Annotated in this window: 11 protein-coding genes; 10 read left to right on the top strand and 1 reads right to left on the bottom strand. The window is 72.5% G+C overall.

All coding sequences use genetic code 11. The features are described from left to right. The first annotated feature begins 7 nt into the window (after positions 1 to 7). The 8 genes from PZC42_RS05085 (at position 8) to PZC42_RS22485 (ending at position 10185) form a co-directional block, all read left to right on the top strand. A complete protein-coding gene (locus PZC42_RS05085; protein WP_277208981.1) occupies positions 8 to 1702 on the top strand; it encodes a BCCT family transporter in 1695 nt (564 codons plus the stop codon). A 54-nt stretch (positions 1703 to 1756) separates the two neighbouring features. Continuing rightward, positions 1757 to 3667, top strand: coding sequence for a translational GTPase TypA (typA, locus tag PZC42_RS05090; protein ID WP_277208982.1), 1911 nt, complete (start codon positions 1757 to 1759; stop codon positions 3665 to 3667). 10 nt (positions 3668 to 3677) lie between these two features. Then, a complete protein-coding gene (locus tag PZC42_RS05095; RefSeq protein ID WP_277208984.1) occupies positions 3678 to 4667 on the top strand; it encodes a PIG-L family deacetylase in 990 nt (329 codons plus the stop codon). A gap of 19 nt (positions 4668 to 4686) precedes the next feature. Then, positions 4687 to 5106, top strand: a complete 420-nt coding sequence (locus PZC42_RS05100; protein WP_277208986.1) for a DUF6113 family protein — start codon at positions 4687 to 4689, stop codon at positions 5104 to 5106. A 102-nt stretch (positions 5107 to 5208) separates the two neighbouring features. Further along, positions 5209 to 7353 (top strand): VanW family protein, encoded by a 2145-nt coding sequence (locus tag PZC42_RS05105; RefSeq protein ID WP_277208988.1) that lies wholly within the window; start codon positions 5209 to 5211, stop codon positions 7351 to 7353. Beyond that, the gene (locus tag PZC42_RS05110) at positions 7353 to 8243 is read left to right on the top strand and encodes an ACT domain-containing protein (RefSeq protein WP_277208989.1); all 891 of its coding nucleotides are present in this window, start codon (positions 7353 to 7355) and stop codon (positions 8241 to 8243) included. Before PZC42_RS05105 ends, PZC42_RS05110 begins: the two co-directional genes overlap by 1 nt. Continuing rightward, entirely contained in the window at positions 8240 to 9193 is a 954-nt protein-coding gene (locus tag PZC42_RS05115) for a prephenate dehydratase (RefSeq protein WP_277208991.1), read from the top strand. The genes PZC42_RS05110 and PZC42_RS05115 overlap by 4 nt, the downstream gene beginning before the upstream one ends. Next, a complete protein-coding gene (locus PZC42_RS22485) occupies positions 9190 to 10185 on the top strand; it encodes a prephenate dehydrogenase (protein ID WP_277208993.1) in 996 nt (331 codons plus the stop codon). Before PZC42_RS05115 ends, PZC42_RS22485 begins: the two co-directional genes overlap by 4 nt. Positions 10186 to 10201: 16 nt before the next feature. On the opposite strand, the gene PZC42_RS05125 is transcribed toward PZC42_RS22485, so the two are convergent. After that, positions 10202 to 10501 (bottom strand): DUF6725 family protein, encoded by a 300-nt coding sequence (locus tag PZC42_RS05125; protein WP_277208995.1) that lies wholly within the window; start codon positions 10499 to 10501, stop codon positions 10202 to 10204. Positions 10502 to 10572: 71 nt separating this feature from the next. Between PZC42_RS05125 and fdxA the strand changes: the two genes are divergently transcribed. Both fdxA and dapC read left to right on the top strand, forming a co-directional pair. Next, the gene (gene fdxA, locus PZC42_RS05130) at positions 10573 to 10890 is read left to right on the top strand and encodes a ferredoxin (RefSeq protein ID WP_106266803.1); all 318 of its coding nucleotides are present in this window, start codon (positions 10573 to 10575) and stop codon (positions 10888 to 10890) included. A 21-nt stretch (positions 10891 to 10911) separates the two neighbouring features. Then, positions 10912 to 12060, top strand: coding sequence for a succinyldiaminopimelate transaminase (dapC, locus tag PZC42_RS05135; protein WP_277208999.1), 1149 nt, complete (start codon positions 10912 to 10914; stop codon positions 12058 to 12060). Positions 12061 to 12219: the final 159 nt, after the last annotated feature.

The raw sequence follows: 12219 nt of genomic DNA on the forward strand, positions 1-12219 counted from the left end.
TATCGGCATGACACGCCGACGCTCCACGCTCGCGCCCGCCGTGTTCTACCCGGCGAGTGGCCTGATCGTGCTCTTCGTCCTTCTCACGATGGTGATGACCGACGCCGTCGAGGGGGTGATGGGCACCCTGCAGAGCAGCGTCATCAACGGCTTCGGGTGGTACTACATCCTGATCGTCGCGGTGTTCGTCGTCTTCGCGATCTGGATGGGGCTGAGTCGTTTCGGCGAGATCACGCTCGGGCCGGACGACGAGGCGCCCGACTTCAAGCTTCCCGTGTGGTTCGCGATGCTGTTCGCGACGGGGATGGGCATCGGGCTGGTCTACTTCGGCGTGGCCGAGCCCCTGTCGCACTTCACCGCACCGAAGCCGGGGGTGACGGGCGACGAGCCGGCGCTCGCCCAGGCGGCGATGGGCCAGACCTACCTGCACTGGGGGTTCCACGCCTGGGCCATCTACGTGGTCGTGGGGCTCGCTCTCGCCTACTCGATCCATCGCAAGGGGCGCCCGGTCTCCATCCGCTGGGCGCTGGAGCCGCTCCTGGGCGAGAAGCGGGTGCGCGGCTGGCTCGGCAACGTCATCGACGTGCTCGCGATCTTCGGCACCGTCTTCGGTGTCGCGACCTCGCTCGGGCTGGGCGTGCTCCAGATCTCCGCCGGTCTCGGCTACCTGGGCGTCGCCACCCCCTCGGTGGCGCTGGAGATGGGGCTGATCGCGGGCATCACTGCGGTGGCGGCGGTCTCTGTCGCCTCCGGCCTGGAGCGCGGCATCAAGTGGTTGTCCAACGCCAACATGATGCTGGCTGGTGCGCTGCTCGTCGCCGTGCTGGTCATGGGCTCGACGCTCTTCGTCCTGCGGGAGTGGGTGCAGTCGATCGGCTTCTACTTCCAGAACGTCATGATGATGACGTTCGACACCCTGGCCTTCCAGGGCGAGACCGGCCTGGAGTGGGAGTCGGGCTGGACCATCTTCTACTGGGGCTGGTGGATCTCCTGGGCGCCCTTCGTCGGGCTCTTCATCGCCCGGATCTCCCGGGGGCGGACGGTGCGCGAGTTCGTTCTGGGCACCCTCCTGGTGCCCACGCTGGTCAGCACGGTCTGGTTCAGCGTCTTCGGCGGATCGGCCATCCACCAGGAGCGCAACGAGCCCGGCTCCATGCTCTCGCCCGACCCCGAGACCGGCGACCTGGGGGTCAACAGCGACACGGCCATGTTCCAGCTCTTCGAGTCGCTGCCGGGCGGTGGCGCGTGGATGGCGATCATCGCGATGATCCTCGTCGTCGTGTTCTTCGTGACGTCGTCCGACTCTGGCTCGTTCGTCGTGGACATGCTGGCCAACGGCGGCAACCCCAACCCGCCCCTGTTGAGCAGGCTGTTCTGGGCGATCCTCGAGGGAGGCGTCGCCGCGGCCCTGCTCTACGCCGGCGGGCTCAGAGCCCTGCAGACGGCGTCGATCCTCACCGCCCTGCCGTTCTCGCTCGTCGTCGTCGCGATGATGTTCTCGGTGTGGAAGGCCCTGAACCTGGAGCACCGGCAGATCACCCGGACCGAGCGTCGCCTGCGGCGGCGCGAGCTCACCGAGCACGTGACGGAGCACGTCACCGAGCACGTCACGGAGAACTTCGCCGAGATCAGCGGGCAGTCCAGGGCGGCGCCGGGCGACAGCTCGCGCTGGTCGAGGTGGTGGCGCGGCACGTCCGGGTAGGATGGAGCGGCCCCGGGTTCCCGGGTGCCACCTCCCACGGAAAGAGAACCGTAGATGTCTGTGCGCTCCGACCTGCGCAACGTGGCGATCGTCGCCCACGTCGACCACGGCAAGACGACCCTGGTCGATGCCATGCTGCGGCAGGCTGGCGCCTTCGCCGCGCACCAGCAGGTGGACGACCGCGTCATGGACTCCGGCGACCTGGAGCGTGAGAAGGGCATCACGATCCTCGCCAAGAACACCGCGGTCCGGTACGCCGGGCCGGCTGCCGCTGAGGTGGGCGAGCCGGGCGGCATCACGATCAACGTGATCGACACCCCGGGCCACGCCGACTTCGGCGGCGAGGTCGAGCGTGGCCTGTCGATGGTCGACGGCGTCGTGCTGCTCGTCGACGCGTCCGAGGGCCCGCTGCCCCAGACCCGGTTCGTGCTGCGCAAGGCTCTCGCGGCCAAGCTGCCGGTCATCGTCGTGGTCAACAAGGTGGACCGGCCCGACTCGCGCATCACCGAGGTCGTCGCGGAGACCACCGACCTGCTTCTCGGCCTGGCGAGCGACCTGTCCGACGAGGTGCCGGACCTCGACGTCGACGCCGTGCTCGACGTGCCCGTCGTGTACGCCTCGGCCAAGGCCGGTCGCGCCGCCACCGAGCAGCCCGCCGACGGCGCGCTGCCGGCGAACGAGGACCTCGAGCCGCTGTTCTCGACGATCCTGCAGACCATCCCCGCGCCGACGTACGACGACGACATGCCGCTGCAGGCGCACGTCACCAACCTCGACGCCTCGCCGTTCCTCGGCCGTCTCGCCCTGCTGCGCATCTTCAACGGCACGCTGCGCAAGGGGCAGACGGTCGCGTGGGCGCGGCACGACGGCACCCTCGGCCAGGTCCGGGTCACCGAGCTGCTCCGGACCGAGGCGCTCACCCGCGTCCCGGCCGAGTCCGCAGGCCCCGGAGACATCGTGGCCGTGGCGGGCATCGCCGACATCATGATCGGCGAGACCCTCACGGACCCGGACGACCCGCGCCCCCTGCCGGTCATCACGGTCGACGACCCGGCGATCTCCATGACCATCGGGATCAACACCTCGCCGCTGGCCGGCAAGGGCGGCAAGGGACACAAGGTCACCGCCCGCCAGGTCAAGGACCGCCTCGACGCCGAGCTCGTCGGCAACGTGTCGCTGCGTGTGCTGCCCACCGAGCGGCCCGACGCCTGGGAGGTCCAGGGCCGCGGCGAGCTCGCCCTGGCCATCCTCGTGGAGCAGATGCGCCGCGAGGGCTTCGAGCTCACGGTCGGGAAGCCGCAGGTCGTCACCAAGGAGATCGACGGCAAGCGGCACGAGCCGATGGAGCGCATGACGATCGACGTGCCGGAGGAGTACCTCGGCGCCGTCACGCAGCTCATGGCGGCCCGCAAGGGGCGCATGGAGACGATGGCGAACCACGGCACCGGCTGGGTCCGGATGGAGTTCGTCGTGCCCGCGCGCGGCCTCATCGGATTCCGTACCCGCTTCCTCACCGAGACCCGCGGTACCGGCATCGCGTCGTCGTACGCCGAGGGCTACGAGCCGTGGCAGGGGCCGATCGAGTCCCGCTCCACGGGCTCGCTGGTCGCCGACCGCTCAGGTGTCGTGACGCCGTTCGCCATGATCAACCTGCAGGAGCGTGGCTCGTTCTTCGTCGACCCCACCCAGGAGGTCTACGAGGGGATGATCGTCGGCGAGAACTCCCGCAACGAGGACATGGACGTCAACATCACCAAGGAGAAGAAGCTGACCAACATGCGGTCGTCGACCGCGGACAGCTTCGAGAACCTCGTGCCCCCGCGGAAGCTCACGCTCGAGGAGTCGCTCGAGTTCACGGCGGAGGACGAGTGCGTGGAGATCACGCCCGAGACCGTCCGCATCCGCAAGGTGAACCTCGACGCCACGGAGCGGGCGCGGGCGACGGCGCGGGCCAAGCGCAGCTGAGCCGGTCGTCGTGACCCGCGCGGCGCGCCCCGTGCAGCCGTCAGGCGGCCTCCTGGCGGTGCACGCGCACCCGGACGACGAGACCCTCGCGACCGGGGCGCTGCTCGCCGCGTGGGCGGCGGCGGGTGAGCGTGTGACGGTGGTGACCTGCACCCGCGGCGAGCGCGGCGAGGTGATCGACACACCGTCGCACCGCACCGGGCTCGCCCACCTGGAGGGCGACGGCCCGGCGCTGGCCGCGCACCGCGAGGTCGAGCTCGCCCGTGCGCTGGCGGCGCTGGGAGTCGCCGACCACGCCTTCCTCGACACGGTGCCCGCGCCGGGCGGCTCGCGCACGGTGCGCTTCGAGGACTCGGGGATGGCGTGGGTGGCGCCGGGCATCGCCGGCCCCGCACCCGACTCCGGTCCGACGGCGTTCGCGCGGATACGGCTCGACGTTGCGGCCGGGCGGCTGGCCACCGTCATCCGCGACCGGCGACCTGACGCCGTCGTCACGTACGACGCCGGCGGTGGCTACGGGCACCCGGACCACGTGCGCACCCACGAGGTGACCGTCCGTGGGCTGGAGCTCGCTGCGGACTCCCGTGCCGCCGTCGTCGGCGAGCCGTGGGCCGTGGCGCGGCGCTGGGTGGTCTCCGACCCGGCCGAGGACGTGCGCGCCGCGCGGCGGGCGCTCGCGACCGACGCGCAGACCGAGCGGCTCGTCGCCGACCACGGGCTCACGCTCCCCGACCCCGACGGCGTCCTGCCGCCCGTCGCGGTACCCGCCGCGGACCTCGAGCGGTGCGGGGCGCTCGAGGTCGACGTCGCCCCGGTGCTCGACCGGGTCCTCGCCGCGCTGGCGGCGCACGAGACCCAGGTCCAGCACGTGGGTCGCGTGCCCACGGGCGCCTCCGGGAGCGGCGTCGTCATCGGCCGCTACGCGCTGAGCAACGCCGTGCTCGCTCCGGTCCTGGCGACGATGCACGTGCGCCCGACGGACACGTCGACGGCGTGGTGACGCCGGTAGGCTCGGCCTGGTGAGCCCGCCCGCACCGCACCACGCCCAGCCCACCTCGTTCCGGACCCCGGGGCGGACGCTCGTCGGGCGCGCCGTGCTGGCGCTGCTGCTCGGGGCGGCCGTCGGTGTGATCGGCACCGTCGCGCACCGCGCCCAGTGGGCCGGTCTCCCGACGGGTCTCGTGCTGGCGCTGATGCTGACGCTGTCCGCAGCGGTGCTCTGCCGGGCATGGTCCGGCACCCTGACCCTGCTGACGTGCGGTGCGGGATGGTTGGTCGCCGTCCAGGTGCTCGCCGCGACCGGCCCGGGCGGCGACGTCCTCGTGCCCGCACAGGACGTCGGGTACGTCTGGACCTACGGTGGGCTGGTCCTCGTCGCCGCCGCGGCGTTCCTGCCACGCTCGTGGTTCACGGACGACGGCGAGGAGCGACGACCTTGACCAGGTGCGCCGAGTAAGATTCGTTCTCGCGCGGGATCCCCGCGTCCAGGACATGACCGGGGGCGCTGCCGGGCCCTCACGAGACGAGCACGGAGCGTGTCGATGGGCAAGCCGACCGAGAGTGACGAGAACCTGCCCGAGCAGGGCAGTGCCGCGTCACCGGGCAGCTCCACGCCACCGGAAGCCCCCGAGGCGCAGGCCGCGCCCGACGTCCCGGAGGAGCCCGACGACGCCCCGTACCAACCGACGGTGCGCGCCTACGAGCAACGTCAGGTCGTCGGTACCGCGACAGTGCGTGGCGCGGCGAACGCGGAGATCCCGAGTGCGCCGTCCGGCCCGCCCACCGAGGCCATCCAGACGGTGAGCAGCCCGGCCGCCAGCTCTGCGGAGCCCCCGCCCTCTGGCACCTCCGGGACCCCGCTCGAAGGGCTCCAGGGCGACGGCGCCCCCAGCCGCTGGCCGAAGGTGCTGCTGGGCGTGGCGGGCGCCGTCGTCGTGCTGGCGGGGTTGTTCGTCGGGGCGCAGTGGTTCCTCTCCGACTCGGTGCCGTCGGGGACGACGGTCGCGGGGGTGGACATCGGCGGCCTCGACGCCTCGGAGGCCGTGACCGCTCTCGAGCGCGGGCTGGGTCCCCGGGCTGCCGAACCGGTCACGGTGCGGGCCGGCGACGTCTCCAGCACCGTGGACCCCGCCGAGGCGGGGCTGGCGTTCGACGCACCAGGGACCGTCGAGGGGCTGACCGGGTTCTCCCTCGACCCGTCCCGGCTCGTCGAGCACCTGGCGGGGGGCGGCGAGAAGGCACCGGTGGTCGACGTCGACCGCTCCGCCCTGACGGCGACGGTCGCGTCCGTGGCGAGCTCGCTCGCCACGGAACCCGTCGACGGGACGGTGCGGTTCGCCGACGGGGAGCCTGCCGCCACCGAGGCCGCCGACGGGACGGAGGTCGTCATCGACGCGGCCGAGGACGTGCTCGTCGAGTCGTGGCTCGTGACGACCGGCCCCGTCGAGCTCCCCGTCGAGGCCGTGCCCCCGGCGGTCGACCAGGCGGCTACCGACGCGGCGTACGCCCTGGCGGAGGAGATCGTCTCGGGGCCCGTCAGGGTGCAGGTCGGCGAGCAGAGCCCCGAGCTGCCGGCGCGTGTCATCGCGCGGTCGACGTCGTTCGTCCCGGCCGACGGCGCCCTCGTGGCCGAGTTCGACGGCGACCGGCTCACCAGCGCCCTCATCGACCGCACGGACGATCTGCTGCGTGAGCCGGACGACGCCCGCTTCGAGTTCTCCGGGGGGAAGCCGACGATCGTCGGCGGCGAGACGGGGACCACGCTCGACCCGGACGACGTGGCGTCGGCCGTCGGCGAGGCAGCGCAGGGCACCGAGCGGGAGACCACGGTCGAGCTGGTCGAGGAAGACCCGGAGGACTCCGCCGCCTCGCTGGAGGAGCTCGGCATCAAGGAGGTCGTCTCGGAGTTCTCCACACCGCTGACCAGCGAGCCGGTGCGCACCAAGAACCTGGTGCGGGGCGCCGAGCTCGTCAACGAGACACTCGTCAAGCCCGGCGAGACCTTCTCGCTGGTGGACACGCTGTCGCCGATCGACACCTCGAACGGGTTCTTCTCCGCCGGTGTCGTGAGCAACGGCGTCCACGTGGACGCCGTCGGGGGAGGGCTGTCGCAGCTCGCGACCACCACGTACAACGCCGGCTTCTTCGCCGGGTTCGACGACGTCGAGCACCGGCAGCACAGCTACTGGTTCAGCCGGTACCCGGCGGGTCGCGAGGCGACCATCTACGTGGGCTCGATCGACATGAAGTTCAAGAACGACACCCCCTACGGCGCACTCATGCAGAGCTACGTCTCCGACGGCAGGCTGCACGTGAAGGTCTGGTCGACGGAGTACTACGACGTGAAGGAGTCGGACTCCGGCAAGCAGGACGTGGTGCCGATCAAGACGGTCGACAAGTCGGGCAGCGCGGACTGTGAGCCCTACCCCGGGGGTGAGGCCGGGTTTGCCATCACCGTCTACCGCAAGGTCTACCTCGACGGTGATCTCGTCAAGGACGAGTCCAACTTCTGGCGGTACAAGCCGGACGACGCCGTGAGCTGCAGCAAGGCGCAGGGCAGCGGCCGGGCCAGCGAGAGAAGCAGCGACCGGGCCAGCGAGAGAAGCGGCGGCCGCGGCGACGACCGGGGCCGCGGCAGTGACGACGGCAGGGACGACGACAAGGACGACGACAAGGACGACGACTGATGCTCGGACGCACCACCCGCGAGTCCTCGGCGCACGCCGCGCTCGCCGCCCACGAGGCCGGCTGGTCCGGCGTCGCCGCAGGTTCCCCGGTGCCGTCGGCGGTGCCGGACGAGTCCGGAGAGCTGCTCGACCTGGGGACGATGACGCAGGCTCTCGACACGGTCGCGAGCATCGACGACCTTGCCGCCGTCGTCCACCTGGGCCATCCCGAGCAGCCGTCGCCCGCGCTCGAGCAGGCGCTGCTCGCCGGTGACGCCACGCTGCTGGTCACGGCCGCGGTACCCGTCCGCCCGCAGTGGGTGTGGGTCGCGCCGCCGGGCGTCGTGGGCGGGCAGGCCATCGTCGACGAGGCCGGGATGCGGGACTGTGCGGACGTGCTCCGGTCGGTGGGTGTCAGCCCGAGGCTGGTCCCGACGGCTGCACCGGTGGCCGAGCGGGCCGCCCTGGCCGGTGAGCACGGGTCGTTGGTCGTCGAACGGGCCAAGGTGCCGTCCGGCTGGGTCGAGGTGCCCGGGAGCGAGCGGCTCGCCGAGCAGGGGCCGGTCTGGTACGGGCTGCTGGAGGCGAGTCAGGCGTGGCCACGGTTCGACGGTCCCGCCCAGGTGTGGCTCGCCTTCGGCCCGTCGGACGACCACCGCGGGTCCCTCCGGCAGACGCTGGAGGTGCTCGCCGACGCCGGCGTCGACCTGCAGCACCTGCGTAGCCACCCCTCGACGTACGGCCCGCACGTGTTCCTGACGTCGTTCCGGTGTCCCCGGGTGGCGGTGCTCGATGCCCTGGTGGCCGAGCTCGACGCCCGGTCCGTGGCGCACCGCACCCTCGCCGTGCTGCCGGGCGAGCGGTTCGAGCCCGGCCCGGATGCGCTGACCCCACGGTGGGCGGGCGTGTGAGGGTCGCCTACCTGGGGCCGGAGGGCACCTTCACCCACCAGGCGGTCCGCACCTGGGCTCGGGGCCGGTCCGGGGCGAGGCCCGTGGAGGCCGTACCGCTCGGCACGGTCGGGGACGTCCACGACGCCGTGTCGTCGGGTGCGGTGGACACCGGTGTCGTCGCGATCGAGAGCTCGGTCGAGGGGCACGTCGTCCCCTCGCTGGACGCCCTGCTGGGTAGCGCGGACGTCGTCGCGGTCGACGAGGTCGTGCTCGACATCTCCTTCGACGCCTTCGTCCGACCGGGCCACGGCGAGATCACCGAGGCGACGGCTCACCCGCACGGCCTGGCGCAGTGCCACCGGTTCGTGACCGGGCGCGGGCTCGTCGCCGTGCCTGCCGCGTCCAACGCGGCGGCCTGCCGCGATGTGGGGCGGCACCAGGTCGCGTTCGGCCCTCGGTTGTGCGGTGAGCTCTACAGCCTGGAGACGCTCGCTGAGGCGGTCGAGGATTTTCCTGGCGCTCGGACGCGGTTCCTGGTGCTCGACCGCCGGGACAGGGCTGCCGGACGCTTCGCCGTGAGCCGTGGTCAGGAGCCCGACGGCGCACACACCTGGCGCACGATGCTCGCGATCACCCCGGTGGTGACCGGCCCGGGGGTGCTGGCACGCATCACGGACGCCTTCGGCGTGCGGGGCGTGAACATGTCGAGCCTGGTGACCCGGCCGCTCAAGGCGCGCGAGGGTCAGTACGTGTTCGTCGTCACGCTCGACGCCGCCCCGTGGGACCCGCCGGTGCGGGACCTGTTCGGAGATCTGCTCGCCGCCGGTGATGCCCTCAAGGTGCTCGGCGCCTACCCGGCGACGGCGGGAGAGGGAGGTCTCGACGGCGTGCTGGACGAGCACGCCCCGACCGGCAGCGTTCGCGCGTCGGACCCGCCGGTCGTCCTCGACGAGGGGCTGCTGTGGTGAGCGCGGCGGGCCGTCCGGTCGCCGTCGTCGGTCTCGGCCTCATCGGCGGGTCGTTGGCGCGCCTGCTGGACGCCCGGGGGGTCGACGTCGTGGCCACGGACGCCTCGCCCGCCACGCGCGCCGCAGCGCGCCGGGCCGGGCTGACGGTCGCCGACGACGTCGCGGCCTGCGTCGCGACGGCAGATCTCGTCGTCCTGGCGACCCCGTTGCGGGCGATGCCTGCCGTGGCGGCCGAGGTGGCGGCGCACGCCCCGGCGTCGGCGACGGTGACGGACGTCGGCAGCGTGAAGGGCCCGGTCCGCAACGAGGTCTCGGCGGCAGGGCTGGGCGGCAGGTACGTCGGGGCTCACCCCATGGCTGGTACCGAGCACAGCGGGTTCGACGCCTCGGACGTCGGGCTGCTCGACGCGGTGCGGTGGGCCGTCACCGTCGACGCGGCGGTCGACCCGGCGCGGCTCGAGGCGGTCCTCGCCCTGGTCACGGGTCCCTGCGCGGGGACGGTCGCGGTGCTCACCGACGAGGTGCACGACGAGGCGGCGGCGCTCGTCAGCCACGTGCCGCACGTGGTCGCGACCCAGCTGCTCAACGCCGTCGCCGGCGCGCCGGTGCGGGAGGTCGCGCTCGGCCTCGCCGCCGGCAGCTTCCGCGACGGCACCCGGGTGGCGTTCACCGACCCGGCCCGCACCGAGGCGATGGTCACGCAGAACGCGGCCTGGGTCGCACCGGCGCTGCGCAAGGTCGTGCGAGACCTGGAGCTGGTCATCGCAGCGCTGGAGTCGAACGGCTCGACGCACGCCTTCTTCCGCACCGCCGACGACGTCCGGGCGGCGGGCCGCCGGCAGACGTCTCCTGGCGTGAGCACCGGCGCGGTGGAGCAGGTGCCGTTGGTCGGCGACTGGCCGGCTCTGCTGGTCCGGCGCTGCACAACGGGCGTCGTCGTGGTCGGCATCACGCCCACCGCTGTCGAGGTGGCGCCGGCACCCGCGAGGTAGCGCGGAATCGGCGAGGTCAGTCGCGCGGGCGCGCGGTCCTTCGTTCCGGGCGTGGTGGGATCGCCTTGGCGGCCTCGACGTCGGCCGCGGCCACCCGGACCACGGTCCCGGCCCCTGGCGCGTCGGCCCGGGCCGGGTCGCGCCGCAGGGTCATCCCGTCGGTGCCTGACGCGACGACGACGCCGACGACGTCGGTCCAGCGCTGCCCGGTCGCCTCGGCCTCGGCGGAGGTCAGGCGGCGGCGCACCACGACCCGGGTCCCGGCCGGCCAGTCTCGCCAGTCGGACGATCCGGGGAGCGCGTGCGGGTTTGTCACGTGAGCGATACTAGAGTGCCCCGAGTACGACCGGAGCTCGCTCCACCCCCGTGACCTGAAAGGGAACTGCAGTGACCTACGTGATCGCTCAGCCGTGCGTCGATGTCAAGGACAAGGCGTGCATCGAGGAGTGTCCCGTGGACTGCATCTACGAGGGCTCCCGCTCGCTCTACATCCACCCGGACGAGTGCGTCGACTGCGGCGCCTGCGAGCCGGTGTGCCCCGTCGAGGCCATCTACTACGAGGATGACGTCCCCGAAGAGTGGAAGGACTACTACCGGGCGAACGTCGAGTTCTTCGACGACCTCGGCTCGCCGGGCGGCGCGGCGAAGATGGGCGTCATCGAGAAGGACGACCCGATGATCGCCGGCCTGCCCCCGCAGGCCTGAGCGCTGCCGCCGGACGCAGGGATGGGATTCGCGGACCTCAGGTCCCTCGCCTATCCGTGGGACACGCTGGGTGAGGTCCGGGCGACGGCAGCCGCTCATCCCGGCGGGATGGTCGACCTGTCGGTCGGCACGCCCGTCGACCCCACCCCGGAGGTGGTCCGCGGCGCCCTCGCCGGTGCCGCGGACGCCCCGGGGTACCCCCTGACATACGGCACCGGCGCCCTGCGCGACGCCGTCGCGGGCTGGTTCGCCCGGCGTCGCGGTGTCCCGGGTCTGGACCCGGCCGGTGTCATGCCGACGGTCGGTTCCAAGGAGCTGGTGGGGCTCCTGCCGAGCCTGCTGCGCCTCGGCCCCGGCGACGTCGTCGTCCACCCCGAGATCGCCTACCCGACCTACGACGTGGGCGCGCGGCTCGCCGGTGCGACGCCGCTCCCCGCCGACGACGTCGCTGCCTGGGCCGGGCGCTCCGACGTGCGGCTCGTCTGGGTGAACTCGCCCTCCAACCCCACCGGGGCGGTCGCCGACGTCGACCATCTGCGCGCGGTCGTGACGGCGGCCCGGGAGATCGGTGCTGTCGTCGTGGGCGACGAGTGCTACGCCGAGCTGCCGTGGGACCCGCGGTGGATCGGTCCCGACGGCGGGAGCCTCGTGCCCAGCCTGCTCGACCCTCGGGTCAACGGTGGTTCCCTCGACGGGCTCCTGGTCGCTTACTCGTTGTCGAAGCAGTCGAACCTCGCGGGGTACCGGGCGGCGTTCGTGGCGGGTGATCCCGCCCTCGTCGGCGACCTGGTCGCCACCCGCAAGCACCTGGGCATGATCGTGCCCGCACCCGTGCAGGTCGCGATGATCGCGGCGCTGGGTGACGACGACCATGTCGACGTGCAGCGCGAGCGGTACCGCCGGCGTCGGGAAACGCTGCTGCCGGCGCTGCGCAGCGCCGGCTTCGCCGTCGATCACTCGGAGGCGGGGCTCTACCTGTGGGTCCGGCCCGACGACGGTGCCGCAGGCCCGACGACCTCGCGCGAGCTCGCCAAGTGGTTCGCCCGGCGTGGCGTGCTCGTCGGACCGGGCGAGTTCTACGGCGCTGCCGGTGCGGGACACGTCCGCGTGGCGCTGACCGCGAGCGACCAGGACGTCGCCGCTGCTGTGGCACGCATCACAGCGTCTTGACGCGGGGATTGGAACCGCATGGGATTGGAGGGTAGTTTCAACCTCAGGGCGAGGCCGTCCTGCGGAGACGCCCTCAGGTGGTCCCGTGCGGTAGTCCATGACATTGCCATGAGTTCACGTGTCCCAGGTCCCGATGACGGGGCCGTGGGGACCGTCAGG

This window comes from Isoptericola croceus, assembly GCF_029382255.1.
In the GTDB taxonomy this organism is placed as follows: domain Bacteria; phylum Actinomycetota; class Actinomycetes; order Actinomycetales; family Cellulomonadaceae; genus Isoptericola; species Isoptericola croceus.

What these genes read in the sequence shown, in the direction of transcription:
- PZC42_RS05085 (WP_277208981.1), top strand. Translation starts at nt 8, where the DNA reads ATGACACGCCGACGCTCCACGCTCGCGCCCGCCGTGTTCTACCCGGCG.
- typA (WP_277208982.1), top strand. Translation starts at nt 1,757, where the DNA reads ATGTCTGTGCGCTCCGACCTGCGCAACGTGGCGATCGTCGCCCACGTC.
- PZC42_RS05105 (WP_277208988.1), top strand. Translation starts at nt 5,209, where the DNA reads ATGGGCAAGCCGACCGAGAGTGACGAGAACCTGCCCGAGCAGGGCAGT.
- PZC42_RS05110 (WP_277208989.1), top strand. Translation starts at nt 7,353, where the DNA reads ATGCTCGGACGCACCACCCGCGAGTCCTCGGCGCACGCCGCGCTCGCC.
- dapC (WP_277208999.1), top strand. Translation starts at nt 10,912, where the DNA reads ATGGGATTCGCGGACCTCAGGTCCCTCGCCTATCCGTGGGACACGCTG.